Annotated in this window: 28 protein-coding genes and 3 riboswitches; of the genes, 3 read left to right on the top strand and 25 right to left on the bottom strand. The window is 39.6% G+C overall.

Going from position 1 to position 26,690, the window contains the following annotated elements; all coding sequences use genetic code 11:
- Nucleotides 1-28: 28 nt before the first annotated feature.
- The 13 genes from M028_RS0119020 to M028_RS0118960 are packed head-to-tail and all read right to left on the bottom strand — an operon-like array spanning nt 29 to nt 11,108.
- A complete protein-coding gene (locus tag M028_RS0119020) occupies nt 29-745 on the bottom strand; it encodes a hypothetical protein (RefSeq protein WP_026575291.1) in 717 nt (238 codons plus the stop codon).
- Nucleotides 745-1,245, bottom strand: a complete 501-nt coding sequence (locus M028_RS0119015) for an ECF transporter S component (RefSeq protein ID WP_026575290.1) — start codon at nt 1,243-1,245, stop codon at nt 745-747. The genes M028_RS0119020 and M028_RS0119015 overlap by 1 nt, the downstream gene beginning before the upstream one ends.
- Nucleotides 1,235-1,819 carry a cob(I)yrinic acid a,c-diamide adenosyltransferase gene (locus M028_RS0119010; RefSeq protein ID WP_026575289.1) on the bottom strand — a complete coding sequence of 195 codons (585 nt, stop codon included), beginning with the start codon at nt 1,817-1,819 and terminating at the stop codon, nt 1,235-1,237. Before M028_RS0119010 ends, M028_RS0119015 begins: the two co-directional genes overlap by 11 nt.
- The gene (locus M028_RS0119005; RefSeq protein ID WP_026575288.1) at nt 1,816-2,265 is read right to left on the bottom strand and encodes a bifunctional adenosylcobinamide kinase/adenosylcobinamide-phosphate guanylyltransferase; all 450 of its coding nucleotides are present in this window, start codon (nt 2,263-2,265) and stop codon (nt 1,816-1,818) included. Before M028_RS0119005 ends, M028_RS0119010 begins: the two co-directional genes overlap by 4 nt.
- A complete protein-coding gene (locus tag M028_RS0119000) occupies nt 2,217-2,828 on the bottom strand; it encodes a histidine phosphatase family protein (protein WP_026575287.1) in 612 nt (203 codons plus the stop codon). Before M028_RS0119000 ends, M028_RS0119005 begins: the two co-directional genes overlap by 49 nt.
- Nucleotides 2,786-3,574, bottom strand: coding sequence for an adenosylcobinamide-GDP ribazoletransferase (cobS, locus tag M028_RS0118995; protein ID WP_026575286.1), 789 nt, complete (start codon nt 3,572-3,574; stop codon nt 2,786-2,788). The genes M028_RS0119000 and cobS overlap by 43 nt, the downstream gene beginning before the upstream one ends.
- A complete protein-coding gene (locus M028_RS0118990; RefSeq protein ID WP_026575285.1) occupies nt 3,571-5,079 on the bottom strand; it encodes a cobyric acid synthase in 1,509 nt (502 codons plus the stop codon). The genes cobS and M028_RS0118990 overlap by 4 nt, the downstream gene beginning before the upstream one ends.
- Nucleotides 5,076-5,651, bottom strand: a complete 576-nt coding sequence (locus M028_RS0118985; protein WP_026575284.1) for a bifunctional adenosylcobinamide kinase/adenosylcobinamide-phosphate guanylyltransferase — start codon at nt 5,649-5,651, stop codon at nt 5,076-5,078. The genes M028_RS0118990 and M028_RS0118985 overlap by 4 nt, the downstream gene beginning before the upstream one ends.
- The gene (cobD, locus tag M028_RS0118980) at nt 5,621-6,709 is read right to left on the bottom strand and encodes a threonine-phosphate decarboxylase CobD (protein ID WP_026575283.1); all 1,089 of its coding nucleotides are present in this window, start codon (nt 6,707-6,709) and stop codon (nt 5,621-5,623) included. Before cobD ends, M028_RS0118985 begins: the two co-directional genes overlap by 31 nt.
- A complete protein-coding gene (cbiB, locus tag M028_RS0118975; RefSeq protein ID WP_026575282.1) occupies nt 6,684-7,649 on the bottom strand; it encodes an adenosylcobinamide-phosphate synthase CbiB in 966 nt (321 codons plus the stop codon). The genes cobD and cbiB overlap by 26 nt, the downstream gene beginning before the upstream one ends.
- Nucleotides 7,646-9,112 carry an adenosylcobinamide amidohydrolase gene (locus M028_RS0118970; RefSeq protein ID WP_026575281.1) on the bottom strand — a complete coding sequence of 489 codons (1,467 nt, stop codon included), beginning with the start codon at nt 9,110-9,112 and terminating at the stop codon, nt 7,646-7,648. Before M028_RS0118970 ends, cbiB begins: the two co-directional genes overlap by 4 nt.
- A gap of 3 nt (nt 9,113-9,115) precedes the next feature.
- Nucleotides 9,116-10,177 (bottom strand): FecCD family ABC transporter permease, encoded by a 1,062-nt coding sequence (locus M028_RS0118965; RefSeq protein ID WP_026575280.1) that lies wholly within the window; start codon nt 10,175-10,177, stop codon nt 9,116-9,118.
- A complete protein-coding gene (locus M028_RS0118960) occupies nt 10,143-11,108 on the bottom strand; it encodes an ABC transporter substrate-binding protein (RefSeq protein ID WP_026575279.1) in 966 nt (321 codons plus the stop codon). Before M028_RS0118960 ends, M028_RS0118965 begins: the two co-directional genes overlap by 35 nt.
- Before the next feature lie 176 nt (nt 11,109-11,284).
- Nucleotides 11,285-11,474: riboswitch (cobalamin riboswitch) on the bottom strand.
- Between the two features lie 113 nt (nt 11,475-11,587).
- Here M028_RS0118960 and M028_RS0118955 point away from each other — a divergent pair.
- Nucleotides 11,588-12,277 (top strand): diphthine--ammonia ligase, encoded by a 690-nt coding sequence (locus M028_RS0118955; protein ID WP_026575278.1) that lies wholly within the window; start codon nt 11,588-11,590, stop codon nt 12,275-12,277.
- Nucleotides 12,278-12,313: 36 nt separating this feature from the next.
- Here the strand turns inward: M028_RS0118955 and M028_RS0118950 are convergent, their stop codons facing one another.
- From M028_RS0118950 to M028_RS0118900, 11 genes are all read right to left on the bottom strand, one after another.
- Nucleotides 12,314-13,006, bottom strand: a complete 693-nt coding sequence (locus M028_RS0118950; RefSeq protein WP_442852790.1) for an ECF transporter S component — start codon at nt 13,004-13,006, stop codon at nt 12,314-12,316.
- On the bottom strand, nt 12,985-14,625 hold the full coding sequence (locus M028_RS0118945; protein ID WP_026575276.1) for an ABC transporter ATP-binding protein: 1,641 nt from the start codon (nt 14,623-14,625) through the stop codon (nt 12,985-12,987). The genes M028_RS0118950 and M028_RS0118945 overlap by 22 nt, the downstream gene beginning before the upstream one ends.
- Nucleotides 14,607-15,485 (bottom strand): energy-coupling factor transporter transmembrane component T, encoded by an 879-nt coding sequence (locus tag M028_RS30400; RefSeq protein ID WP_035424200.1) that lies wholly within the window; start codon nt 15,483-15,485, stop codon nt 14,607-14,609. Before M028_RS30400 ends, M028_RS0118945 begins: the two co-directional genes overlap by 19 nt.
- Nucleotides 15,485-16,282, bottom strand: a complete 798-nt coding sequence (locus M028_RS31545) for a DUF4430 domain-containing protein (RefSeq protein ID WP_026575275.1) — start codon at nt 16,280-16,282, stop codon at nt 15,485-15,487. Before M028_RS31545 ends, M028_RS30400 begins: the two co-directional genes overlap by 1 nt.
- Before the next feature lie 58 nt (nt 16,283-16,340).
- The gene (locus tag M028_RS31540) at nt 16,341-18,161 is read right to left on the bottom strand and encodes a DUF4430 domain-containing protein (RefSeq protein ID WP_051591094.1); all 1,821 of its coding nucleotides are present in this window, start codon (nt 18,159-18,161) and stop codon (nt 16,341-16,343) included.
- A gap of 136 nt (nt 18,162-18,297) precedes the next feature.
- A riboswitch (cobalamin riboswitch) is annotated at nt 18,298-18,486 on the bottom strand.
- Between the two features lie 122 nt (nt 18,487-18,608).
- On the bottom strand, nt 18,609-19,079 hold the full coding sequence (gene ribH / locus M028_RS0118925; RefSeq protein WP_026575274.1) for a 6,7-dimethyl-8-ribityllumazine synthase: 471 nt from the start codon (nt 19,077-19,079) through the stop codon (nt 18,609-18,611).
- Nucleotides 19,080-19,112: 33 nt separating this feature from the next.
- Nucleotides 19,113-20,306, bottom strand: a complete 1,194-nt coding sequence (locus tag M028_RS0118920; RefSeq protein WP_026575273.1) for a bifunctional 3,4-dihydroxy-2-butanone-4-phosphate synthase/GTP cyclohydrolase II — start codon at nt 20,304-20,306, stop codon at nt 19,113-19,115.
- A 23-nt stretch (nt 20,307-20,329) separates the two neighbouring features.
- Nucleotides 20,330-20,989, bottom strand: coding sequence for a riboflavin synthase (gene ribE / locus M028_RS0118915; RefSeq protein WP_026575272.1), 660 nt, complete (start codon nt 20,987-20,989; stop codon nt 20,330-20,332).
- A 10-nt stretch (nt 20,990-20,999) separates the two neighbouring features.
- On the bottom strand, nt 21,000-22,082 hold the full coding sequence (gene ribD / locus M028_RS0118910) for a bifunctional diaminohydroxyphosphoribosylaminopyrimidine deaminase/5-amino-6-(5-phosphoribosylamino)uracil reductase RibD (protein WP_155925656.1): 1,083 nt from the start codon (nt 22,080-22,082) through the stop codon (nt 21,000-21,002).
- Nucleotides 22,083-22,211: 129 nt separating this feature from the next.
- Nucleotides 22,212-22,357: riboswitch (FMN riboswitch) on the bottom strand.
- A gap of 107 nt (nt 22,358-22,464) precedes the next feature.
- A complete protein-coding gene (locus M028_RS0118905; protein WP_026575270.1) occupies nt 22,465-22,929 on the bottom strand; it encodes a GyrI-like domain-containing protein in 465 nt (154 codons plus the stop codon).
- Between the two features lie 140 nt (nt 22,930-23,069).
- Entirely contained in the window at nt 23,070-23,558 is a 489-nt protein-coding gene (locus M028_RS0118900; protein WP_026575269.1) for an Lrp/AsnC family transcriptional regulator, read from the bottom strand.
- A gap of 199 nt (nt 23,559-23,757) precedes the next feature.
- Between M028_RS0118900 and M028_RS0118895 the strand changes: the two genes are divergently transcribed.
- Nucleotides 23,758-24,672 carry a DMT family transporter gene (locus M028_RS0118895; protein WP_026575268.1) on the top strand — a complete coding sequence of 305 codons (915 nt, stop codon included), beginning with the start codon at nt 23,758-23,760 and terminating at the stop codon, nt 24,670-24,672.
- A 275-nt stretch (nt 24,673-24,947) separates the two neighbouring features.
- Nucleotides 24,948-26,381: a 4-hydroxyphenylacetate 3-monooxygenase, oxygenase component gene (gene hpaB, locus M028_RS0118890; protein WP_026575267.1), complete on the top strand. Its 1,434-nt coding sequence runs from the start codon at nt 24,948-24,950 to the stop codon at nt 26,379-26,381.
- Between the two features lie 43 nt (nt 26,382-26,424).
- Here hpaB and M028_RS0118885 read toward each other — a convergent pair whose 3' ends face one another.
- Nucleotides 26,425-26,625 carry a cold-shock protein gene (locus M028_RS0118885; RefSeq protein WP_026575266.1) on the bottom strand — a complete coding sequence of 67 codons (201 nt, stop codon included), beginning with the start codon at nt 26,623-26,625 and terminating at the stop codon, nt 26,425-26,427.
- Nucleotides 26,626-26,690 lie beyond the last annotated feature (65 nt).

Genomic DNA, 26,690 nt, shown 5'->3' with positions numbered 1-26,690 from the left:
TAATTAAAGTAAATAGCAACATAATATTTTAAAATTCTATATGTACCGAGTGGAAATAATTACCTGATGCACTCTTGATTTTTTCTTCAAGACCCCCAGGATAAACGGCAATAAAGCAAGTGGAAGGACCGGATGATTTAAAAACATCTATATCCATTATTAGATTTCCTTTTTCTAAAACTTTATTTGAAAACAGTTGATTCAACTCATAAAAGATCCCTTTTGATCCAACTGGTAAAACAACCACATCTTTCAATCTGCAAATTTCTTGGAAAAGTGCCAATGGAACCACGTTTTCTGAATGCTCCACCACTTCATTTCCAACAAGAGGCATCCCAATAACCGCAACTTTTAAAGAATCTGAAAGCGATACTTCCATTACTGTATCTGTTGCCTTTTTTCCAATTACGATAATCCCGACAGCAGATTGCTTTAAGGAAAAATTACTTTCCGTACTTCCCGTAACAGAAACCTCGCTTAAACCGAGTTCTTTTACTCCCTTTTGTACACCTTTGACAAGTTCCTCCCACGGTTCATTGCCGCAAAAATTGTGAACCACCACAGAAATCAATTCACCGCCCCCGGCAATACACTCCATGGCAGCAACCCGAAAAGAATAATAGGCAACGGTTTCATACGATACTTTTACCAAGTCTTCCGCCTTCATCCCAATTCCGCCGCTGTTATCGCTAGAAATGATAAGAGATACCTTTTCATTTAAGGGGATGGTTACAATATCTCTCATCAGCTAAGTTCCTTTCTCCGTGCAGCAGTTTCGAATAGACTTGAAAGTCTCGGAATCAACAGTAACCCTATCACCACATTGAGCATTGAACCAACGAATAATGATGGGATAAGTGTCACGTAGAAACCCATACTCATTAAAAAAATAAAGGGAAGCGGTGCCGCAAATGCATTTCCTAGAACAAAAAGAAGACTGGCTATGATTCTCTTATTTTTATATAAAACCCCGAAAATCCAAACGAGCAATCCCATTTCACCAGCAATTAAAATATGCATGGGTCCTAGTGGAAAACCACCAAATAGGGCTGATAATAAATGGCCAAATGCAGCGACAATCGCTCCTAGCCTGGCCCCGATTAATACAGCTGCAAGCAGTGCTGGAAACACATCCAAGGCGACACTTCCGACGATTGCCGGAATTTTGATGGAAGCACCGACAACTGACAATGCTGTAAAAAGAGCCAGCCAGCTTACCATTTTTCCATCCAGTCTATTTTTCATCCGACCGCTTCCCGCCTCTGAACACTTTTGCGCTCCTTACATACTCCACATCTTTGACATTCAGGCGACAATTAATGACCCTTGCTAAGGCAAAGAAATAGTCTGATAGACGGTTTAAGTATTGAAGTCCAAGTTCAGGAGCTTTTGAGTCAGCTTTAATCAGTTTTACCACCAAGCGTTCAGCTCTCCTTGTTACAGTCCTCGCAAGATGAATCGAGGCGGCCGGTTTTGTACCTCCAGGTAAAATAAACCTTTCTAATTCAGGAGCCTCTTCAATATACTCATCGATCTTCTTTTCCAAATAATCAATTGATTCTTTCTGAAGCTTCATTTCTCGTTTGTCCAAAACATTGGCTAAGTCTCCACCGCAATCGAATAATTCGTGCTGAATGGTTTCAAGATCAGCTAGTACATCTGCGAAAATCTCCGGGTCAAGCTCTTGAATCGCCTGACCAACAAAGCAATTAACTTCATCAACCGTTCCATATGCTTCTACTCTAACGTCATCTTTATCGACTCTGCCGCCAATGATACTTGTTTTTCCCTTATCACCAGTTCTTGTATAAATTCTCATCCTTCCATTCCCCCACCCTTAATTGTTTGATTTAATCCATACCAAATGACGTCGACTCTGTCCGCTGTTGCTGCGATGTCCTGATAGGCCCATCCCGTCAGGTCGCGCCAAAGTCTGTTTTCCTTCTCCAACGGAACAATTCCTTTTGTAATATCTGTACCAATTACCACTAGTTTTCGATTTTTCTCTGCCCGCTCCCAGGAAATCCATTGGGTTAAGCAGTTTTTCCATATTTCACGACATTTTTCAGGTTCATATTCTTTCATTAAATCGTTTATCCACATTTCAATTCCTTCAAGAATAAGCAGTGTTCCAGGTTCCTCAAGTTCAAAAGGGAATGGATCTTTCTGGTAAGCAGATGTCCATTGGGCTTTGAATTGAACCTTATAGGTATTTCTCACCCACTCTCTTTTCCCATTAAAGGCACCACCTGTAATAAAGTGCACCGTTCACCCCTCCTTAACGCTTCACGGTTAAAGATTAATTCGAATCCTTCATGATGGGGGCATTGCCACTCCCAAAATTCTTTTATTTCTGGCGCATACTTGGTCAGGAAATGACGGACTACACCGCCATGCGTGATCACCGCACAGCTTTGCAGATTTTTCAGCAGAATTTTAGTCACAATCTGACTCCAACCATTCTGACTTCTATCCTGAAATCGCTGAAACCATTCCCCATCCGGCGGACGAAAGTTTAATGGTTCAGACAGCCACTGCCGGTATAGCTGATCTTCCTTCAATTCATCATACGTTTTTCCATCCCATTCACCGAAATCCATTTCCCGAAGCTCTTTTAATAGATATGGACTTTCATCCGGAAAAAAGATCTTTGCAGTTTCTATACATCTATTTAAATCGCTAGAAAAATAACAATCATAGATCCGATTAATAGGTATTTTCATTTCATCAAGGATTAAAGGCGAGTCCTTCCATCCCAAATAGGCTCTTCGTCTGTTCGCTTCTGTCAGTCCATGGCGAAATAATGCGATAACCACAATGTCATCCATAAGAGTACCTCCGTCCCTTCTACAGATGCTCCCAATACATCCCCCGTGATTCCACCAAACCAATTCAGTGCATTACGACGGCAAAGCAGATAACATCCGACAGCAGCCAAAAACAAAATTACGACCCCAATCATTTTTTCATTTAAAACTACTACTAAAGCAGCAAAAAGAATAATAAAAACAGGATAGATTGATACTAATTTAGGTGACACTGCCTGCTGAAACATCGCAGCCAATCCTTCCTTCTTAGCGGGTGGAACCTTTACAAGCAAAACCCCCATCACACTTTTACTGAAAAAGGGAATCGCCGCAATCAAAATATAGGTCAGCAATTGCGTAGTCTCGGTTATTTCAAAAATAAAAAATAACCGGCAGCTTAGTAAAACAATGACCGAAAGAACGCCAAATGCTCCCGTCCTCGGATCCTTCATAATTTCCAACCTTTTTTCCTTACTGCCATAGGAAAAATAAGCATCACTTGCATCGATCCAGCCATCGAGATGGATTCCTCCAGTTAGCAGAATCGTCACCAGCCATAGAAAAAAAGCAACAGCCAGATGGGAAAATGGCGTAAATTCTATTAGTAAATAGAGAAGAACCGCATAGATAATACCTTGAAACAGCCCTAAGAGCGGGAAGGCTTGAACCGCTTTTCCAAGATACTTTGAATCCATTGGCAGCTCTCTTGGAATCGGCACCGCTGTAAAAAACTGAAGTCCAATGAAGAACCCTGTTAAAAATTTCATTTCTTTGGACTCCATTTTTCAATAAGTTCTTTTAAAAGCTCCCACTTTAGATGACGTTTCATATCAGAAGCAAGGGAGTCAAATCGTTGATCTTTAAACTCTTGGATTGTTCTAATCTCTTGCGGTGGCAGTCCTTTCATTTTCCGAATAAGATTTAGCCAACGATTTCTCCATTCGTCATTATGAAAAAGATGGTGGAGATACGTTCCAATGATTTGGCCGTTGTTTTGAAAATAGCCTTCTTCTTTTCCCTCTGCCAATCTTAAAAATGAACATCCCTTATGTCTAATAAAAGTGCGGCCTAAATGGATTTCATACCCTTTCAATTCAAGGGTTTTAGGAAAGCCAGTATTTTCGTGGTAAACTGCCTGCGTTCTTGTCGTTTCTTTCTCATCATAAAAAATTGTTTTTCCCGGAATTATGCTCAAACCTTGAATCATACTGTTTTTAACTCCGGTATCTGAACCTGCCTCATCAATCATTTCTTCGCCAAGAATTTGATAACCACCACATATCCCGACTGTAATTCCGCCATTTTCAAAATGGTTTTTGATTTTTACATCTAGCCCTTGTTCTCTAATAAACTTCAAATCTTGTATCGTACTTTTTGTCCCCGGAATGATGACGGCATCCGGTGTACCAAATTCATCGCCACGTTTCACCCATCGAATCGAAACATCTTCTTCATATAAAAAAGGCTCGAAATCACTATAATTTGATATAAAAGGAAGGTGAATGACCGCGATATCAATATTCCCCTGTTTTTGATTTGAAAATTGGCGGGCAATGGACAAGGAATCTTCCCCATCAATCATATGATGATCGATATAGGGCAATACCCCTAAAACAGGAATCCCGGTTTTTACTTCAAGCCATCTAATCCCATCCTCAAATAGGGTTATGTCCCCGCGGAATTTATTGATGATGAGCCCGGAAACACGTTTTCTTTCTTCCGGTTCCAATAATTCAAGCGTTCCGATAATACTGGCAAACACTCCGCCACGGTCAATATCAGCAACAAGCACAACCGGCACATCTGCAAGATCTGCGACCTTCATATTAACTAGCTCTCGATCTTTCAAATTAATTTCAACCGGACTGCCAGCTCCTTCAATAACCACGACTTCAAATTGTTTTGAAAGCTGTTTTATGGAATCCTGAATCACTTCTAACCCTTTTTCATAAAACTTTTCGCGGTATTCTCGTCCGGAAAAGGTTTCGATGGCTTTGCCTAAGTAAACCACTTCCGCATCCTGCTGGGATCGCGGTTTTAACAGGATTGGATTCATCCAAACGGTTGCCTCGGTTCTAGCAGCTTCCGCCTGAATTCCCTGCGCTCTGCCAATTTCTTTTCCATCCTCGGTTACATATGAGTTATTGGACATATTTTGCGATTTAAACGGTGCTACCTTCACACCTTCATTGGAAAGTATTCGGCATAAGGCAGTAACAACCAAACTTTTGCCCACATCTGACGCGGTTCCCTGGATCATAACCCCTTTCATGGTTTCAGTCCTTTCATTATGATGGGGATGCCTGATTCAATCAAGTAAGCCTTGTCCGCGGCTTTTACCAGCTGACGGTGTATGAATCCAAGCAATCTACCATATGTCATAACAAGCTCATTTTCATTTAATGGCTCGTAAACCACTTCGTTACTAACGACGATCATCGCTTTCGTATGATTTTTTATACTCATAATCCCCTCAAGAATTCTGACTAAAATCGATTCTTGAAAAGTTGAATCCCATAATTCTTCTGCAGTAAATAACTCATTATTTAATAGAGTTGTCACGCAATCTAGTAGGACAATATCCTGCTTCGTAAATTTCTCCGCCCTCCTGCCAATTTCTATGGGCTGCTCTATCGTAATCCACTGATAATTGCCTGTTTCACGGTCACGTTGATGTTTGCCAATTCGTTCCCTCATTTCCGGATCTGATGGAATACCAGTAGCGAAGTATACGAGATTTCCTCCTGCTTTTTCTGCCATTTCCAATGCCTTTTTCTCAGCAAAACGACTTTTGCCGCTCCTAACTCCGCCAGTTATGAAGATGAGCGATGGTGCTGTCTCCACTTCGCTAACACCTCCATCAGCTGATCATTTTCTCCTCTCCTCTTAATGGCAAAACGAAGCCAACTTCCCTCAAGTCCTGGAAAATTAAAGGTATGCCGGGGAATCAGGCCATTATGAAGTAGAAATTCAAAGAGTTCAAATTGATCTGTTAAATATGGATCTTGTAATAAATAAAAATTAACGTCAGAAGGTGTAACTACAAAGTTTTTGCCTTGAAAAAAATGAAATAATCTCTTTCTTTCTCGAAAAATATAATCCTGCGATTCTTCTAAGAATGATTCCTCCTGTAAGCAAAGTTCTCCAGCCAATAAGGCAATCGTATTCGTGCTCCAATGGGGCTGTAACTCGCTTAGGTGTTGAATTACAGAAGGCTCAGCCACTAAATATCCTAATCGAATACCTGGAATCGCAAACATTTTCGTCATGGAGCGGATGATGATTAAATTTGAATATTGTTTTATGTAAGGTAGAAACGAATGGTAATCTACGAGAAAATCATAAAATGCTTCATCCAAGATGACGGAACAATTCTGCTGTTCGCATTCCTCAATGATTGAGAGAACGGTTGAAGCAGGATATTGGATCCCGGTTGGATTGTTTGGGTTACAGATAAACAAAGCATCTGCCCCAATTAGACTTAACTGTAAATCTGCTAAATCTAATTCAAATCCCGGTCCGTGCAATTGATGATAAACAATTTCACAATGGTTAACCCGACAGTTTTTTTCATATTCCGCAAACGCAGGCTGGATAATGACTACCTTTTTACCTGAGAACATTCGAGTAGCCAAAGCAATTAACTCTGCACCGCCATTCCCAATTAATATCGACTCCACCGGAATTTGTTCATTATTTGCAATCCTTTCCTTCAGGCCACTGGCAAAGGGATCTGGATAAACTTGAATTTCTTGATAAAAGTCCAGCCATTTTTCTTTAAGCGAAGGAGGCGGTCCCAAAGGATTAATGTTTGCACTAAAATCCGCATATTCCTTTGGTAGTTTCAGCCCTAATGCCTCAAATAAATAACGAGGGTTAGACCCATGCGATGGCCAATTCAATAATCATCCCTCCCGTCCATAATAGAAATAAAAATAAAAAAACGGTTTTTCTTAGAATCGTATTCGCCTTTGGGATATGCTCTGCTTTTACAGATGAAAGCGGATCCCCCATTTTAGCTCGGTCCGATATGATTCCTTTGTAATAATTAATCCCGCCAAGCTGAATCCCTAAAATTGCCGCAACCGCCGCTTCTCCCCAGCCGCTGTTTGGACTTGGATGTTTTTTCGCGTCGCGGAACAAGATTGTCCATGCATGACGATGCTTCATTTTTTCAGGACGATTTCCCAAAAGCATGATGAAACCAGTCAGACGGCTTGGAATCCAGTTCATTACGTCATCCCATTTTGCAGACGCCCAGCCAAACTCTTTATAGCGTTCATTAAGATGCCCCACCATCGAATCACATGTATTCGTTGCCCGGTAGACCATTGTCAAAGGTGCCCCGCCAATAAGTGCCCAAAATAACGGGGCCGTTACCCCGTCACTTGTATTTTCCGCAACGGTTTCGATTGCACCGCGGGCAATTTCCCCTTCCTCCAAGGAATCGGTATCCCTTCCAACAATAAAAGACAGTTTTTTTCTAGCTTCGTCTAGGGTTCCAGCCTTTAACGGTCGATAAACCTCGAGGGCGGCTTCCTTCAAGCTTCTTTGCGCAATTGTTGTCGATATGAGGATTGCCTCAAGGATGATCCCAACAATCGGGTGAATCTGATACCCGAAGAAAACTATCATGAATACCGAAACAAATACTATGAGCAAAACAGATAGGAGCATCAAAACCCCTTTTGTTTTTTTCGATTCACCATGATTCCAGCGCTTTTCAAAGAATGATATTAACGATCCTATCCAGCGTACAGGATGTGGCCAATTTGGGGGGTCCCCTACAAGTAAATCAATAATGACAGCAATAGAAATGGAGATTAAATGATAGAATATCACGTTTTTTTCCTCTTATGTGATTTTTGAATCGCTTTGGTCGTGCACTGATAAACTGCTTTACAAATCAATTTCCCTAAGGGAGTAATGGTTCCGGCATATTCCAGGGACCTTCCTGTTTGGGTTGCAGCAATTAGGATACTGTCTGTCGAGGTTCCCGTCGCAATCGTTCCTGTTATGGTATCGATTACGTTTAAATCATGGATAGCCTTAACTTTTGCCTCTGTTGCCGTCATAATACTTTGAATGAACGCTTCCTCTGTCAGCTCTCCATTTACAAAAATCCAGGTATTAATTGTACCTGGAACGGCTTCAAAGGAATGCAAGTCACTTTTTGATGCATCTACGGCATTTCCAACCCCCGCCGTTACCACAACAAATAGGGAAAAATCATTTTCTTCAACCTTTTGATACACCAAATCCTCTAAAAATACAGCCGTCATCATTCCCACTGTTTCAGAAGGCTCAAAACCATTTGCTTTTAAAAAGGAAGCCATTTCGAAGCGATGGTCGCTACAATTATAAGTTTTATCAACATGCCGATTCACAAAAGTTTGATGCCAACCCGTACCCGAACCAATCACACCAGAAGACATCGTCCGTAGTGGCGCTGGTGTCCTAAGCATGATAAATTCCTTCGAAACAGCTAACATGGATTCATCAACAATGAATGGTAATCCCTCTATAATTCCTTCCGGCAATAAGCACATTTGCGGTGCGGCAACCTTCGGATGTGGATGGTTTTGAATTTCTGTATGGTACACATCCCGAATCTTTTCTTCTCTTAACACTTCATTGGGAACATGATGAATATTAATGGTACCTTTTTCGAGCAAGAGCAAGCGGTCGCAATATAACCCGGCAAGGTTTAAATCATGAAAAATGGAAATGACCGTTAATCCTTTTTCTCTCGTCCACTGTTTTAATAAGTCGAGTAATTCTTTTTGATAGGATAAATCTAAGTGGTTCGTTGGTTCATCCAAAAGAAGAATTTTGGGTTCTTGGGCCAATGCCTGCGCTAAAAATACTCTTTGTTTTTCACCGCCAGATAACTCCTGAATATTTTTAGTTTGCATACTGGAAACCCCTGTTTGGTCCATGACCCGTTGAACGATATCCTCATCCTCCTTTGACCATGTTTGAAACCATCCCTTTTGATGGGCATATCTTCCAAGGGAGATGGTTTCCTTTACAGAATAGGAAAACGATTCTGAGGATTGCTGCGAAAGAACCGCAATCATTTGCGCAAGTTGTTTCGTGTTATATTTGGACAGTCTTCTTCCTCCAATCAAAATTTCACCAAGTTGAATTGGGAGGATGCCACTTATCATTTTAAGAAGTGTCGTCTTGCCACTTCCATTCGGTCCCAAAATCCCGAATAATTCCCCTTTTTCTACTTCAAATGAAACATCTTTAATGACATGTTCACCTGAGTAACCACCTGAAACATATTGAACGGCAAGCATTCATTAACCACTTCTTTCTTTCCTTTTTCTCTGCATGAGAATGAGTGCAAACACGGGTGCACCAATTAAAGCCGTAATCACACCAATTGGTAATTCAGTAGGAGAAATAATGGTTCGTGAAACCAGATCGGCTAAAATTAAAAATCCGCTTCCGCTTAAAATCGTTAACAGAAGAAGGTGCCTATGGTCAGGACCCCATAAAAGTCTTGATAGATGGGGGATGACCAAACCGACAAATCCGATGGTTCCTGAAACAGCAACTGCTGCTCCTGTTAAAATCGAACCAGCTATGAGGATTAATAATTTTCTTCTTTGCACATTTACACCTAAATGCTGTGCTCTCTCTTCCCCAAAGACAAAAGCATTCAATTCTTTTGCACTAAAGAGTAGGATGGCTGCACCTATTATAAAAAACGGTAAAATAAGCTTTATGTATTCCCAGCCCCGCATCGAAACGCTCCCCAACAGCCAGCCAATGATTTCCCGAAGCTCATCACCCGTTAATGCAATCATCAATGAGATTAATGCCCCTAAGAAGGAACTAAATATAATCCCCGTTAGAATAATCGTTTCCACCCTCATTGAGCGATCAATTTTCCTTGCGAACATTAACACCAAAAAAATTGTTAAAAAGGAAAAGAGAATACTTAGTACAGGTAATGTGAATGTGCCTAAAACAGGAATTGAAAATCGGAAAAATAATGTCAAGACTGCACCCACAGATGCGCCTGAAGATACCCCTAATGTATAGGGGTCGGCTAACGGGTTTCGAAGCAGCCCTTGAAAGGCGGCACCGCTAATTGCAAGTGCCGCTCCGACAAGCCCTGATAAAATTACTCTTGGAAGACGAATGTTCATCACAATACTTTGATACATGGGGTCCACTTGTTCAGAAAAATGGATTCCGAAAATAGTTGAACTAATGATTTTAATAATTGTAAGAACGGGAACGGATACTGTTCCCACCGAAATTCCTAATAAAATAGAAAAAATAAGGAATAGTCCTGCAGCTAAATAAGCGAAATATTTATTATTTAAACACTTCCGGATATATGGCTTTTGCAAGATTTTCTACTCCTTCAACAATCCTAGGACCAGGACGATTCATGATATCAGAATTCACATCAACCACTTGTTTATTTTTTATAGCATTGACGTTTTCCCAGCCTTTTTGGTTTAACACTTTTGTAATTGGATTTTTCACATAATATCCATATGTAGTGACGATCACATCAGGATTTCGTTTGACCATGGCTTCTTCATCAATCTTGACCCAGCCCTTTTGGTCTTTTGCGATATTATCTGCGTTAATCATCGCTAGCATTTCATCCATAAAGGTGTTTTTTCCAGCCGTATAAATTTCCGGTGCAGGTGATACTTCAATTAGCACTTTTTTCTTGTCTTTTATTTCTTTGGCTTTTGCTTGAATCGCTGCAAGCTTATCCTTCATGCCTTTAATCATTACAGGAACTTTACCGGTTTCTCCTGTGGCTTTCCCAATCATGTCAATAGTGTCATACACCTGCTCAAAATGATCGGCATTTTTTACAACTAAAACCTTAATCCCTGCATCCCTTAACTGCTGAAGCGCTGTTTTCTCAATATTCGCTGCGGATTCATGCGCCAACACTAAATTCGGCTTTAAAGAGATAATTTTTTCTACATTAATCTCTTGTCCACCCACTTTCGCTTTTTTCGTTACATCTTCTGGGTAATTATCAAAATCAGAAACTCCAACAACTTCTTTTCCAAGGCCTAAAGCATAAACAATCTCTGTATTACTTGGAATGAGAGAGACAATTCTTTCGGGCTTCTTTTCAATGACCACCTTATCCCCTAATGCATCTTTAATCGTGACAGGGAAAGCAGCTTGTTCTGTTTGCTTTTCACCAGCTGCACTCTTATTTTCTTTGCCTTGATCCTGTTTTTCAGAACAACCTGCTAATACTCCTATGATTAACATCATTGCTAACAAAAGTGAATACCATTTTTTCATGTTTCTTCCTCCTGCTTTTAAGTCTGTGATGATTCTCTTATCAATAAAAATATAGTTTTGCACCAAACAAAAAACATCTCCATATCAAATGGAGATGTAGGTTTGATTAGATTCAATTACTCTAGTAAAGTAAAAGGAGTCTATCCTTCCACACCTCCCTATCCTCGTAGGTTTTTGGCGCACTTCGAAATTAGGCAGGTTTCCTGGCTCATGATCATCGCTTCCTATGCCTTCCCATCAAAAAGACAGTGACATTTTATAGGTTGCTCTCATTTACAGTGGCGGGACCGCGTTGGTTTTGCACCAACTTCCCTTTTAAGCTTAAAATCTATAATAGATTTTAGCACCTAATTCTTTTTTATATTTTTTATGATAAATTCATTATATAGTATAGAAAAATAGTTTGTATATAATTTTGGAAAAATCTCCATTGTTTTCATCTTAGATTCCCATTATCCTAAGTTAAGAGGTGAAATAGTTTGAAAAAAAGAATTGTAGTATCTTATAGTGGTGGAAAAGATTCGACACTTGCTCTGTATCGCTTAATTCGTTCAGGCGAATGGGAGATTGACTCGTTATTAACAACGATTTCTGAGGAAGATTATCGGACAAATGCACATGGCGTCCGGGAGAGATTATTGGAGCAGCAAGCTTTTTCTCTAGGACTGCCGCTTAGAAAAGTGTATCTTCCCGAGAACCGGACGAATAAAATCTATGAACAAAGGATGGGGGAAGCCTTCCAACAAATCGTAAAGGACGGAATCACTGATATCATGTTTGGGGATATTCACCTTCAGGATATTAAAGATTACCGTGAAAAAATGGTGAAGGCCCACTCCCTCAATGCAATCTTTCCGGTTTGGGGGGAAGATTCTAAACTGTTAATTGCTGAATTTTTAGATTCCGGGTTTAAAACGGTGGTATCATGTGTTAATGGGAATCGCTTGGATTCATCTTTTACAGGCAGAGTAATCGACGAGGGTTTTTTACAGGATCTTCCACAGGGAGTGGATCATTGCGGCGAAAATGGAGAATTTCATACCTTTGTTTTTGACGGACCATTATTCTCGAAACCGGTTGCCTTTAAACTTTCCGATGAGATTACGGAAAAAACTGACCCTCATACGAATCAAAATTGTTTTTACTTTATCGATTTAATTCCTTATTAAATACAGAGGCAAGCGGAATCCGCTTGCCCAATGATTTTATTCAAGAAGACCATATTTCCGCTTAAATCTGCTTAAAATTTTTACCCAACCAGTACCAAAAACAAGAAGAAAGAAAACATTCGACACAGCATGCATGAAATCAAATAGTGCACTTCCGGCGAAATAAGTAAGAAATGCCTTCCATGTCATCGTAGTCCCCGATTGAGAAAAGGAAAGAAATCCCCATAGGTTCATAATCCAGCCAAATAAAAAACCCCAGACCACTCCGAACAAAACTCTTCCCCCATTCCAATTCATGAGCTTCGTTTTTCGGAAAAGTCCGGCCGTCAATCCGACAAGGCCCCAGGCGGCCATCTGCCAGGGTGTCCATGGTCCCTGACCGAGAATCATGTTAGAGGCGAGGGCCGCAACCGCCCCGATGATAAAGCCGCTTTCGGCTCCGAAAACAAAACCTGACATCATAATCACAAATGTCGTTGGTTGTACACTTGGTATCGAAGCAAATGGAATTCTCCCTACTGCCGCAATGGAGGCTAAGACAGCAAGCAGCACCAATTCCCTCGGTTCCACTTTTCGTCTTTCAAATCGAAATAATAATAAACCAAAGGAAAGAAGTAAAATGGCGAAGCTCATTGCCAGATAATGACCCTCCCACTTTATAGCTAAAAATAATAGACCAAAAAAGAAACAGAGGAATGCACCTAATACTAAGATCTTTGTAATACGCATTTCAGTGCCTCCTGGATGGTGAGCATATGATGGTCAGGGAGGTAACGAAACAGCCTTTGTACCATTGTTGTATAGAAGAAATTCCCTTTAAAGAATTGTTCAGGTGTACCCTCGGCAGTAATTTTTCCTTGGAACATCATTCCGCATTTTGTAGCGTGTTGGGCTGCAAACTCCACATCATGTGTGGACATTAGAATTGTGATTCCTTGCAGATTCAAATCGGTAAGAATTTTAGCCAAATTTTCTTTAGAAATCGGGTCTAACCCCTTTGTGGGTTCGTCTAAGAAAAGTACCTCAGGCTTCCTTAACAGTAAACAGGCAAGCGCTGCTTTTTGAAGCTCACCACCGCTTAGGTCATAAGGATGGCTGTCAAGCAAATCAGTGATTTCCAATACTTCTAAAAGTGACTGAACTTCTTGATCATGTTTGAATCCCCACTGTTCTAATATGTAATTCATTTCTTTCCGAACTGTATCCTGAAGGAAAAATAACTTCGGATTTTGTGGTAAATACCCAATTTTTTTTGAAATCTCCTTCTGTTTCCAGGCTTTCAAGGGTTTAGTTTCGAAAAAAACCTTGCCGCTATCCGGTTTGATTAAACCCGCAATTAGCTTTAAAAAAGTAGATTTTCCGGAACCATTCCCACCCATTAATGCATAAAATTCCCCTTTAGCAAGGGTAAAATCAAGTTCATTTAGAATCAATTCTTTTTTCTTTTCATAATGAAATAAAATATTTTTCGCGTTAATCAATAACTTGTTTCGACTTTCCTTATTTTTTACAGGCACAAAAGTGTTCTTAAAGAAGGTCCCCGTTTGAATCCAACTTCTACCTTCTTTTACCGTTAAAGGGACCATCCCGTTGCCCTTCATATAAAAAAAGAGAGAAGGAATACTCGGCACGTAAGCCCTGTTAGTTGAGTTCCAAACTTGAGTTAGAACCTCCCTTGGGTCCCCCTTCGCGATCACCTCGCCACTTTCCATCATGACCAATTGGTCCGCTAACGGCAGCACTTCCTCCAGACGGTGTTCAGCCATAATAATGGTCATGCCAAATTCCTCGTTCAGCCGTTTAATCATATCAAGGAATTCCCTTGTACTGACCGGGTCCAGCTGTGCCGTCGGTTCATCTAATAGCAAAATATCCGGCTGCATCAGGAGAACGGACGCAAGATTAACTTGCTGCTTTTTCCCGCCGGAGAGCTCCTGCGTTTTTTTCTCCAATAATGCTTCAGCACCGAAAAAATGAACCATCTCCGCGACACGGCTTCTCATTTCATTTGTCGGAAGTCCAATATTTTCGAGACCGAAAACCATTTCATGAAGGACATCATCTGCCACAACCTGATTTTCAGGATCTTGAAAGACAAAGCCAATTTCCTTTGTAACCGGTGATGGCTCTTGAACCAGCTTACCGTTAATGAAAATATCACCTGCAAGTGTTCCATGGGGTTGAATTTCTTTCTTTAGTAATTTTAACAAGGTGCTTTTTCCAGACCCTGAAGCGCCAAATAAAACGACAAATTGTCCTTTATCAATCGAAAGGGAAAGATTTCTGATGGCAGGGTTTATGCAATCCGGGTAAGTAAAGGTTAATTTGTTTAATTCGATAAACGCCATTGGAACTTTCCACCTGCTTCAATCCAAATTGGAAAACTTAAAAACAATAAATAGAAAATGAGGGTTTTGAAATCTAGTGGAGATAAGCTCCAAGACTCCATAATAGGATAAACGGTTAAATATCCATAACCCCTGATTCGCCCATAAATAATCACTGTATAAAGAATGATTAAAAATAAAAGGACGAAAAAATCATCTTTTCGAAATATAAAATATTCGTAAGAAGAACGGGTACGTGTACCATAGCCGCGCGCTTCCATTGAATCTGCTGTCTGAATTGCTTCTTCTAATGAATAGGTCAGCAAGGTTTGAATATAGAGCATGCCGGTCTTTACCCTATTTTCCCACGTTCCTGAAGTCATCAAAACCCCTTTACTTCGTTGAATGGTGGAGATTTCTTCTAATCTTCTTCTCATTAACGGAATAAAACGAAGTGTGAGCATGAGCAAAATCGCAAACTGCGGTAAAATCTTCGAGAATAAATACAAAAGCTTATTGGGCGTCATAACAATATTATAAGAAATAAAAATTGCTATCACACAAATGATGGACAAGGCATTCATTCCGCCGTAGCTAATTGCTTCTAATGTAATACGATGATGATGGATTTCAAATAAAAGATACCGGCCTCTTTCATTAAATAATGGATTTAGAACTAGCATTAACAAAAACGTTGAAAAAAGAAAAATCCACCATCGTTTCAATCCTCGGTACCGGTCATGCCTGTAGTTTATAAGCAAAACCACGAATAATGCTGCCACTAAAAAGATTGGATGGAGCATGAGAATGAAAAGGGATAGAGCACCAGTATAATATAAGAATGAAACAAGCGGATGGTATCGCTCAAAACGATGACTCATTATTTTTTCTCCGCGTAATCTTCTGTATAAATCCAGTCAATTCGGTCGCCTGCTTTTACCGTAATAACACCCGCGCTTTTTGGAATCGTTACGCCATTTTTCTTACAAGTCCAGCCGCTTTTAGGACCATAATCAAACTCATAATAATTGTCAATTCCTTCAATATATGCTGTTGCACCGCTGCCCTTATAATCTACAGCAACGCCCTTATTCTGTGCACCGGACAACAAAACCTTTAATACCGTGTCCCCTTCCTTAATGCTTATCTTAGAAGCAGCCATAATGGTTCCGCGATCTTTAGGGCCAACGATAGACATCGTTACAGTCGAAATAGGCTTTTGTACTTCCGGCTTGGAGGAAGACGGTTTTGTTGTCTTTTCTGCTGTTTTGGTCGTAGATGTATTTGTTTTTTTAGTTGGGCTAGAAGTTGTTGTTTTCTTCACTACTGCAGTACTAGTATTTGGTTTGGAATTTGGTTCGGATGTTTTCGATTGTTCCTTATCATTCGTACTTGGAATCTTATTGACCTCAACTGTTTTTTTACTAGGAACTTGATTATTATCCTTCTTGCTTGTGTCTGCCTGTTTTTTAACAGTTACAACCGTTATTTTTTTCTCATCCGTTTTATTTGGTTTTGCTTTTTCTGTTACTTTATCCGGCTGCTTGGTTGTTTCTATAGGCGCCGTTTCCACCTTTTTGGATTCTTGTGGAGCAGATGTATTCATGCCACATCCGATTAGACTAAAAGTAAACAGCATAATGACGATAAGTATCGTGGATTTTAGCAATTTCTGCATGAGATCCCCCTCTTAAAATGCTCCCTCCCGTAAAACACAGGAGGGAGGTTAAAATTAATTATGCATTTATTTTCTTTTTCCTCATGTAAAGTGCGATGCCGATTAATATCAATAACACTCCTGCTACCAAAATATTTACTGAATTTGTTGCAGTATCCGGTAGACGATGCCCCTGATTGTTACTGTTCGCAGCACTTTTTGTTTGATTTACTACTGGTGCAGCTTTTTCGGTTTCTTTGTTAACCGTTTTAGTTTTTTGCGGCATTAATTCTAAATGATAGATTGAACCCTTTCCCTGGGTATACAGCTTATAAGCAACAACGGCTTGAAAACCTTGAACAGTTGAATAGGTATCTGTTGCATCCCCTTTTTTCCAGCCGAATCCGCCATCTTTATTCTGAAATGACAATAAATATTGCATCAGACTGTTTTGATCTGTAGAAAAAAGTGAGCCGGTTGGGTCAATTCCCAATGAAGATAAGGCTATTACCACTTGGGATGCGGATGTACTATTATCAATTTTAGCGTCTTTAAATTCTTTTGATAAATAATTCACAGCCGAATTAATTTTTTCTTTTACATTTTTGTCTGATTTGTAGGGAGCAAGAGCACTTAATACCATTCCAGTTGAATCTACATCACTTGTTGGGCTTTCATCCCATGCCCAACCGCCATCTTTGTTTTGTTTTTCAAGTAAAAGGTTGACAAGCTTTTCCCTTGTCCACTTTGCTGATGTTGGAATTTTAAATTGATCGCTATCTAATGAAAGGAGTGCAAACGCAGCACCATTTAATCCTTGCTTTGTAACATTACCATTATAGACTGCCTGGACAAGATTATAGCCCTCTATATTCGTTGGGTCTCCACCGGCCGCTAAGATCCCGAGAACATATCTTTCTGTATCGGTAATCCTTCGAAAGTTACCTTTTTCTTCCTTTACCGCTTTTTTTACTTTATCTAAATAAGTCGCAGGTATTGTTTTTCCTACTTGTTTAAGGGCAATTGCTTCCCATTCGTTTATTTCATGTTTTTGAATATATTCACTTACTGAACCAACAGCTTTTTGGATAGTTGCGTTCGAAACTGTACCAACTACTGGATCCTTTTCACCTGTAGCAGGTTTGTCTGTCGGAGTGGTATCTCCCTGATCCCCACCGTCTGCCTGCGTCTCCCATGACTCTAGCTGAAAGCTGATTTGATCTCCTGCTTTAAGTTGATAGGTTTCTGCACCAACTGAAGCCATTTGACCATTTACATAAAATGCCCAATAATAAGGGTCTTCTGCCTTCAAGCCATAGATAGAAACAATCATTTTACCCCAATCGGTATCCTTTAAACCAACCTTATCAGGACCTAAAGCTACCTGTAAAAGTTGCATTGCAGTTGGTGTTCCAATAAAAGCGATTGGAAAAGGTGATTCTTTAATCGTTTTTTTCTTGTCATCGACCACTTTAAAGGTTGCTGTATTGGATGCAGGGCTAAAATCGGAATATTTAAAACTCAGGTTGTCCCCGTTTTGGACAGTATAGCTTCCTGCCCCCACCTGGGCTTGAATCCCATTAATATATAAAGCCCAATAATGGTTATCGTCTGCCTTTAACCCATTGATTCCTGTAATCATATCACCCAAATTATCATAATGAGTATATTCAACATTCTTTTCACCAACGGCCTTTTCTAAAACTTGCGCAGCCGTTTCTTTTTCATCGTATGTAACGGTTTTTTCTGCTAATAGCGGATTAGCCTCATCCTTGCCAATCACGGTAATGGTTCCCTGGTTCCCGGCTGCTGCAGCCATTACGGATGTTTGAAAGTTTGCTGTGAATAAAGCAATTACAAGAAGCATCGCCATCCAAAAATTTTTACGTTTGCCAAACATATTTGTCTCTCCCTTTCTAGTTAGCTAAAATCCCCATAAAAAATCCCCCTATTTGAGGAGGAGAGTATATAGATAATGTTAAGTTCAAACGCAAGGAAACGTTTTAACGCTTAACACTCTCCTATCCGCGTAGGTTTCGGTGTTCTATAAACAGGCAGGTTTCCTGGCTCATGGTCATCGCTTCCTACGCCTTCCCATCCTTTGGACAGTGACATTTTATAGGTTGCTCCCATATACAGTGGCGGGACCGCGTTGGTTTTACACCAAACTTCCCTTTTAAGCTAAACTTTTTAATAATTTTAGCACCTGTTTTTTTACTATTTTTTTATGATAAATCTATTATTATATATTTTTAATCTTTTGTATATATCTATTCTAGATGGTATCTTTTTTTAAAAAAGTTTTGAACAAAAAAGGCGAACCGAGCGGTTTGCCTTCTTGTTATTATTATTTTTCAATTGTTCTGCAAAGGTTGGCCATTTCGATTGCTGCTGATGCTGCATCCCAGCCCTTGTTCCCTGCTTTTGTTCCGGCACGTTCAATCGCCTGTTCAATTGAATCAGTTGTCAATACACCGAAAATAACTGGAATCCCTGTTTTTAAATTGAGAGCAGAAACACCCTTTGCCACTTCGTTACACACATAATCAAAATGTGGAGTAGAACCACGAATAACAGTTCCTAGTGTGATAACAGCATCGTATTTTTTGCTTTCCGCCATTTTTTGCGCTATTAACGTGATTTCAAAGGCACCTGGCACCCAGGCAACATCCACGTCTGTTTCACTGACACCATGTCTTTTTAAGGCATCCTGTGCTCCGCCCAATAATTTACTTGTAATGAATTCATTAAAACGGCCTACTACGATTCCTACCTTTAATCCTGTTCCAACTAAATTACCTTCAAAAATATGTCCCATGCTGCTTCCTCCATTTGTTTCCTATTTTTTTCTTTAATAATGTAAAAGATGCCCCAATTTGTCGTGCTTAGTTCGTAGATAGTTCGCATTCTCTTTTCTCATTTCCATTTGTAGCGGAACACGCTCGACAACCTCAAGGTCATATCCTTTTAAACCTTTAATTTTTCTAGGGTTATTGGTTAATAATCGCATTTGCTTAACCCCAAGGTCCCTCAATATTTGTGCGCCAATCCCATATTCTCTGAGATCCGCTCCAAAACCAAGCTTTTCATTTGCTTCAACGGTATCGTATCCCTCTTCTTGAAGCTTATACGCTTTTAGTTTATTTAATAAACCAATGCCGCGGCCTTCCTGACGCATATATAAAAGGATTCCGTTACCTTCCTTGTCAATTTGACTCAACGCCGCATGAAGTTGAGGACCACAATCACACCGGTAGGAACCAAAAACATCCCCTGTTAAACACTCGGAATGAACTCTGACAAGAGTCGGTTTTTCAGGATCGATTTCCCCTTTTACTAATGCCACATGCTCTTTATTATCAACTAGATTAGAATAACCAACCGCTTTAAAGTTCCCAAATTCAGTTGGCAGATTAATTTCCACTTCACGTTTAACAAGTTGGTCTTTTTTATTGCGATATTCAATCAAGTCTTTAATCGTAATTAATTTTACATTTAACGTATCAGCAATTTTTCGTAATTGAGGGACGCGTGCCATTGTGCCGTCTTCGTTCATAATCTCACAAATCACACCTGCCGGCTTTGCCCCGCATAAGGTTGCTAAATCAACTGCCGCCTCCGTATGTCCAGTTCTTCTTAAAACTCCGCCTTTCTTTGCGACTAACGGAAAAACATGCCCAGGTCTTTTAAAATCTGAAGGTTTTGATTCTGGGTCAAGCAAACTTAAAACCGTTGCGGAACGCTCGAACGCAGAAATCCCTGTCGTTGAAAATTTATGGTCGATACTTACCGTAAAAGCTGTACCATGTGAATCCGTATTAACCGATACCATGGGGACCAAATCAAGCTTTTGCGCCAATTCCTCTTGAATTGGCACGCATATTAATCCTCGTCCATGGGTAGCCATTAAATTTATTACATCTGGTGTTGCTTTCTCCGCTAGGGCGATAAAGTCACCTTCATTTTCTCGATCCTCGTCATCACAGACAATGACAACTTTTCCTTGTTTTAAATCTTCTAAAGCCTCTTCAATTGTATTAAACATCTTGCATCACTCCTTTCTATTATTTAAGCAAATCCGTTATCAGCTAAAAATTGAGCAGTTATGCTGGATGCTCCTTTTTTCCCTTGATCACTTTTTATACCAGTTATAAAATGACCCACATATTTTCCAATCATATCGCATTCTAAATTGACAATATCGCCTGAACCTTTTAGCCCTAAGATCGATTCAGATAATGTATGGGGAATGAGTGAAATCGTAAAAGTATGCTCTGTCTTGCCAAATACGGTAAGACTTGTACCATCAATTGCAACTGAGCCTTTTAAAATAATGTAGTTTAACATCTCTTGGTTGGCTTCAATTTCATAATAGATGGCATTTTCAAATGCTTTTTTACTTTTAATCATCCCGGTCCCATCAATATGTCCGGATACGAAATGACCCCCAAATCTTCCCCCGGCTGCCATCGCCCTTTCTAGGTTCACCTTAGAGCCGCGCTTAACTGAATTTAAACTGGATGCTATCACTGTTTCCGGCATAACATCTACAGAAAACTGTTTTCCGGTAAAGGAAGTGACTGTTAAACATACACCGTTGACAGCGATACTGTCACCAAGATGAACATCATCAAGAATTTTCTTCGCCTCAACGGTAAGGACGAAAGACTCTCCCGTTCGCTGAATATTTGAAACTAAACCAATTTCCTCAATAATTCCAGTAAACATAGTGTTCTCCTCACTTAGGTTCCGCAATTATTCGGATATCATTGCCGATGCGGCCCACTTCTTTTATTTTTAAAGAAACAACCTCTTTCATTGTTTCAAAACCTTCACCGCCAAAAGAAGCTGGAGCCAATTTACCACCGATCAATTTAGGTGCAATATAGGTGATCACTTGTTGAAATGCACGTTCCTTTAAAAAGCTTCCATGCACCTCCGCGCCGCCTTCAACAAATAATGATGAAATGCCCATTTCTCCTATTACTTTTAACATTTCACGGATGATTATTTGCTTTTCCGGCAATTTAATCAGCTTAATTCCTAAATCATGGTATTCTTTTTCCCTTTTCTCATCAATGCCGGAGCAGGTAACAATCCATGTCGGTGCCTGACCATCCGTTACAACGTTTGCAGTGAGAGGAGTTCGAAGATTCGTATCAAGGATAATTCGAATGGGATTTTTGCCGCCTGAAGGCAACCTTGTTGTCAAGCTGGGATTATCCTTAATGACCGTATTGACTCCTACAAGAATGGCATCATGCTGATGGCGGAATACATGAACGTCCTTCCTTGCTTCCTCACCGGTAATCCATTTGCTTTCGCCTGTTGCAGTGGCTGTTTTCCCGTCCAAACTGTTGGCGGTTTTTAATGTTACGTAAGGCAAACCGGTACTAATGTTGTAAAAAAACATCTTATTCAGCTCACGTGCCTCTTCCTGAAGCAGTCCGACCTCCACCTCAATCCCGGCATTTCTTATTCTTGCAATACCTTTGCCTGCCACCTGGGGATTAGGGTCCGTAGTGGCAACAAATACTTTCTTAATTCCTGTACGAATGACTAAATCCGAGCACGGTGGTGTTTTACCAAAATGGCTGCAGGGTTCTAGGGTGACATAGATGGTTGCATCCTTTGCTTTTTCGCCAGCCATTTCAATGGCATGAACCTCTGCATGGAGCTCTCCCGCTTTTAAATGGGCACCCATGCCAACGATTTGATTGTCCTTTACCACTACTGCTCCAACTACAGGATTGGGAGCAGTCTGTCCCAAAGTGCTTTTTGCCAAATTCAATGCTAAGCTCATGTAGTCTGTATCATTCATAATGGCGTTTCTCCTTCTATCAGAACATAAAAAGACCCTGAAAAGAATTTCTTCAGGGTCCTAATAAAGGCAATAGGAAATCGAGGCTTAAAAAGAGGGGTTTTTTAACCAATTTTTAATCCTGCTTATTTTTTCCTTCTCCCATCCAGACTTTAACTGTCGGCCCTGGAGTTTCACCAGATCCACCGTTTAACAAATGTTAACCGGGTCACGGACTAAGAAGCAAATGCTTCATCACCGCCGGTTAGGAATTTCACCTGACCCCGAAGGAATTATTTAATTTTAAATTATTTTAAGTATATCGAATTCAATCCAGAAAGGGAAATGATTTGTTCGTAATTTATAAAGAATTTTCGAATTTCCTTTTTTTACAATAATTTTGTTAATATTTTCTTACCGGCAGATAAATATCAAAAATCAAATTCCCTTCAGCATACTCAGGCTTATACTCCTCTTTATAAATTTCTATGCTTAATGCCTGATGATCCTGTTCATAGCCATAGTCTTTCATCCACGAAAAAATCTTCTGGTATGTATTTTCAACCTCTTCCGCTTTCCCTTTATGGGTAGTAAATACGTAATTTTTACGTGGAATCGTGAATCCAACCATGCCTTCAGGAACTTCAGTAATTTCTTCCACTGGTGCGGTAACAAAATAGGTAAACTCAGTTTCTCTGCTATGGAACGGAGCAATCAAAACAGGTTCACTTGTTTTATTTTGTACTTCACGGAGTCTCTCTTCCATCACAGTAAATAGACTTGGAATCTTCTTAGTTTGTGAATATGTTCCATTCCATGCGATCCCAACAACCCTTAATTCCTCTTTTTCTACCACTTTTACTTGCAAAATAACTCCCCCTTTTACAAACATCCTATTTTTATAATTCTTAATTTAGTACCGAAATTCCTGCCTAAAATCAAACAAAAAAAGCAACCAAATTAAAAATGGATGCTTTTGTAAAATTATTTTAAAATATTTAGGTATCTTTAATCTAGGTTAATCGGCAATGCTGTACTAAATTTTATCTCACGCAGAGATAAACTTGTTTGAATCCGATTAACACCAGGGAGTAAGTTCAACTTGCGAATGAATTTCTCCAGTTCCTCGCGATTTCGATTGGCAACCTTTAAAAGATAATCATATTCCCCAGTCAAGCAGTGGCATTCCAGAATTTCCGGCATCAAATTCAGCGCCTTCTCTAAATATTCGAGTTGTTCCTTTTGGTGTATATTCGTACTTACAAAGATAAAACAAAGTAAATCAAATCCAAGCTTCCTAGAATTCAAAACTACTACCTGACGGTCAATATAGCCTTCATTCTCCAAGCGCTTAACTCGAGCATGAGTCGCAGGGGGCGAAAGATTCACCCTTCTTGCCAATTCTGCATTACTAAGTTGTGCTCCCTTTTGCAGTAAATTTAAGATCTTTCGGTCAAGTAAATCTAACGATTTATTCCCTTCCGTTGTATCAAACATCTTATCCCTCATTTCTTGTACCGAATATTTGATTGTTTCCCACCATTTTATCACACATCAAATTAATAATAATCCGTTTTATACTCAATTTACCTTTAATTATTCGTATTATATTCAAATGAACAAAATTAATCATAATAAAATCGATATCCCTGTTACTATTATTAATATAAAATCATTGAAAAGGGGGCAAATCCTAATGCCAATCTTTTATGTTTTTTTATTGCTTCTTACCAGTCTTTTATGGGGAGGAAATTTTGTTTTCGGAAAATTTCTTGTCGGTCATGCCTCACCGATGACCATCACAACATTAAGGTGGATGATTGCCATCCTTGTCCTATTGCCGATTGTTTTAAAGCAGGAAAAAAAGCTAATTCCGCCAAAATCCTCCATTATCCCATTACTATTTATGGGATTAACAGGAGTTGTTTTTTTCAACCTATTTCAATTTTTGGCACTTGAAAAAACCTCTGCAACAAATGTTGGATTGATTTCATCCTTAAACCCGATTTCTATTGCAATCTTTTCTTCTTATTTGTTAAAAGAGAAATTAAAAATATTGCAGATATTTTCAATGGGAGTCTCTTTATTAGGGGTATTAATGGTATTAGCGAGGGGAGAATTCTCACATTTATTATCCCTTCATTTTAATATTGGGGATCTGTGGATGATTGCAGCTGTCATCATTTGGGGGCTTTATTCCATTTGTAGTAAATGGGTGATGAAAAAAATGTCACCCATGCTGGCAACTTTCTATTCTGGGGTATTTGGTTTGGTAATTTTGATTCCATTCAATATATCCAGCTTCCAAATTTCCAATCTCAATTCAAGCTTCCTTTGGGCCATTTTATATACTGGGGTAATTTCAACCGTTGTTTGTATGGTATTGTGGAATATTGGGGTTCAAAAAATAGGCGCAACCAGTTCGGGAATCTTTTTAAACTTTAACCCTATTTTTACATCCATCCTTGCCTATTTCTTTTTAGATGAAAGAATGTCTTGGTCAGAGCTTGGCGGCAGTGTCATTGTTATTGCCGGATGTTTCCTATTTTCTTGGTTACGGTCAGGTATGAACGGAAAATCAACAAAAGTACAGGTGAAATTTGGATCGTAGAAAGAAGGTTGTCACATGAACAACCTTCTTTCTAGTTATACTCGATTACTTGACTCGCTGTGGAATGGCTAATTTTACCCTTTGGCAATGCGCTCGCCATATTCAGGGTCTGCTTAGCAATTTGGCCACTATTAAATTATTAAAATTACAAGTTGTTATTCCAACTTTTTCAAAATTAATTTCCAATTTTTTGAATGCGCGAATTAGACGGATGTACAAACCAAATTAAGCTTTCAACATTTACTGTAAATAAGACTGACAAGAAGGTGTAGATAATGCCTGCAATATCAGGAAAAGAATATATTGATAGAATCAATCATAATCATGCAGAGATTTGGATTGAGGGTAAACAAGTAAGTGGCAATATTTCTGAACACCCTGCATTTGCTGGTGTCATGAAAAGCCAGGCAAAATTATTTGACCGGCAGCTTACTATGAACAACATGACCTATACATCTCCTACCAGCGGTAATCAGGTTGGTGTATCCTTCCTTGAACCAAAAACAAAGGAAGATTTGGCCATTAGAAGAGAAATGGTGCAAAATTGGGCGAGAACGAGTGCTGGGATGTTGGGACGATCACCGGATTATATGAATACAGCAGTGATGGCTTTTGCTGCTGCCGCATCTATTTTTTCGGATTCTTCAAAACGATTTGATCAAAACCTGCGGAAATTATATGAAGATGCACGGGAAAGAGATTTGACCTTTACTCATACGTTTATAAATCCACAAGTCAATCGATCTCAAGTCTATACAGAGGATTCAGTAAATGTCATCTCGGCCAAAACCGTAAGGCAAAATGAAGATGGTATTATTATTAAAGGTGCACGACTTTTAGCAACACAAGGCGGAATTACTGACGAAATTCTCGTGTTTCCGACGCATATGGCTTCAATTAACAAGGATTTTGCCTATGCATTTTCAATTCCAAGCAACACTTCTGGACTTAGGTTCCTTTGCCGTGAGTCCTTCCGTTACAAGGATAGTCATTTTGACCATCCTCTCGGCTCTCGGTTTGATGAGATCGATACGATCGTTGTTTTTGATGACGTTTTCGTACCTTGGGAACGTGTCTTTTGCTACCAGAATCCGGAGTCTTCCTATAGAATTTTTTCCGAAAGCAGTTTTTATCCATTAGTAGGTCATCAAGTAACTGCACGGAGGGTGGTAAAAACCGAATTTATTTTGGGTGTTGCACAGATGCTTGTGGATACGATTAATGTCGGGGAATACCAGCATATCCAGGAGAAAATTAGTGAGATCATTGTTGGACTAGAGACGATAAAAGCCTTGCTGTTTGCCTCCGAAATGAATGCGAAAGTAGATCAATGGGGAACGATGGCTCCTGATTTCACCCCATTAGGTACAGCAATTATTAGTTATTCGCGTCTTTATCCTAGGCTTTGTGAGATTTTACAGCAAATCGGGGCGAGCGGACTCGTTTCGATTCCAGGTGAAGCTGATTTTTCATCAGAAATAAAGGGGGATCTTGACCAATATCTACAGGCTGCAAATGCCAATGCATTTGATCGTGTTATACTTTTTCGCCTGGCTTGGGATATAAGTATGAGCGCTTTTGGAACAAGACAATCCCTTTACGAACGGTATTTTTTCGGGGATCCTGTTAAAATGGCCAGTAATGTATATCAAACCTATCACAGGGAACATTCAATCGGATTCGTGAAGGAATTTTTAAAAAATCACTAAAACAAAAAACAAACTCCACTAAATGGAGTTTGTTTTATCATTTTTATGCTTTATGCACATTTACAGCTTGCGGACCGCGTTGTCCATTTTCAATATCAAAGGTAACCTCTTGGCCCTCGTCTAATGTTTTGTACCCTTCGCCTTGAATGGCAGAAAAGTGAACAAATACATCATCTCCACCATCACGCTCAATAAATCCAAAGCCTTTTTCGCTGTTAAACCATTTTACTTTACCATGTTCCATTTCTTTTGTAGCCTCCTAGCATTTAGCCAATACATGTTTTGCAAAAATATACTTGCTAGAATAGC

The organism is Bacillus sp. UNC438CL73TsuS30 (assembly GCF_000482325.1).
Lineage (GTDB): Bacteria > Bacillota > Bacilli > Bacillales > Cytobacillaceae > Neobacillus.
The sequence above is the reverse complement of the archived record's forward strand: the minus strand, read 5'-3'. Positions and strand labels throughout refer to the sequence as shown.

Coding starts and splice junctions, on each gene's coding strand:
- M028_RS0119020 (WP_026575291.1), bottom strand. CDS start 745: ATGAGAGATATTGTAACCATCCCCTTAAATGAAAAGGTATCTCTTATC.
- M028_RS0119015 (WP_026575290.1), bottom strand. CDS start 1,245: ATGAAAAATAGACTGGATGGAAAAATGGTAAGCTGGCTGGCTCTTTTT.
- M028_RS0119010 (WP_026575289.1), bottom strand. CDS start 1,819: ATGAGAATTTATACAAGAACTGGTGATAAGGGAAAAACAAGTATCATT.
- M028_RS0119000 (WP_026575287.1), bottom strand. CDS start 2,828: ATGGATGACATTGTGGTTATCGCATTATTTCGCCATGGACTGACAGAA.
- cobS (WP_026575286.1), bottom strand. CDS start 3,574: ATGAAATTTTTAACAGGGTTCTTCATTGGACTTCAGTTTTTTACAGCG.
- M028_RS0118990 (WP_026575285.1), bottom strand. CDS start 5,079: ATGAAAGGGGTTATGATCCAGGGAACCGCGTCAGATGTGGGCAAAAGT.
- M028_RS0118970 (WP_026575281.1), bottom strand. CDS start 9,112: ATGCTTGCCGTTCAATATGTTTCAGGTGGTTACTCAGGTGAACATGTC.
- M028_RS0118960 (WP_026575279.1), bottom strand. CDS start 11,108: ATGAAAAAATGGTATTCACTTTTGTTAGCAATGATGTTAATCATAGGA.
- M028_RS0118950 (WP_442852790.1), bottom strand. CDS start 13,006: ATGCGTATTACAAAGATCTTAGTATTAGGTGCATTCCTCTGTTTCTTT.
- M028_RS0118945 (WP_026575276.1), bottom strand. CDS start 14,625: ATGGCGTTTATCGAATTAAACAAATTAACCTTTACTTACCCGGATTGC.
- M028_RS30400 (WP_035424200.1), bottom strand. CDS start 15,485: ATGAGTCATCGTTTTGAGCGATACCATCCGCTTGTTTCATTCTTATAT.
- M028_RS31545 (WP_026575275.1), bottom strand. CDS start 16,282: ATGCAGAAATTGCTAAAATCCACGATACTTATCGTCATTATGCTGTTT.
- M028_RS31540 (WP_051591094.1), bottom strand. CDS start 18,161: ATGTTTGGCAAACGTAAAAATTTTTGGATGGCGATGCTTCTTGTAATT.
- ribH (WP_026575274.1), bottom strand. CDS start 19,079: ATGGGACATATTTTTGAAGGTAATTTAGTTGGAACAGGATTAAAGGTA.
- M028_RS0118920 (WP_026575273.1), bottom strand. CDS start 20,306: ATGTTTAATACAATTGAAGAGGCTTTAGAAGATTTAAAACAAGGAAAA.
- ribE (WP_026575272.1), bottom strand. CDS start 20,989: ATGTTTACTGGAATTATTGAGGAAATTGGTTTAGTTTCAAATATTCAG.
- ribD (WP_155925656.1), bottom strand. CDS start 22,082: ATGAATGATACAGACTACATGAGCTTAGCATTGAATTTGGCAAAAAGC.
- M028_RS0118900 (WP_026575269.1), bottom strand. CDS start 23,558: ATGTTTGATACAACGGAAGGGAATAAATCGTTAGATTTACTTGACCGA.
- M028_RS0118895 (WP_026575268.1), top strand. CDS start 23,758: ATGCCAATCTTTTATGTTTTTTTATTGCTTCTTACCAGTCTTTTATGG.
- hpaB (WP_026575267.1), top strand. CDS start 24,948: ATGCCTGCAATATCAGGAAAAGAATATATTGATAGAATCAATCATAAT.
- M028_RS0118885 (WP_026575266.1), bottom strand. CDS start 26,625: ATGGAACATGGTAAAGTAAAATGGTTTAACAGCGAAAAAGGCTTTGGA.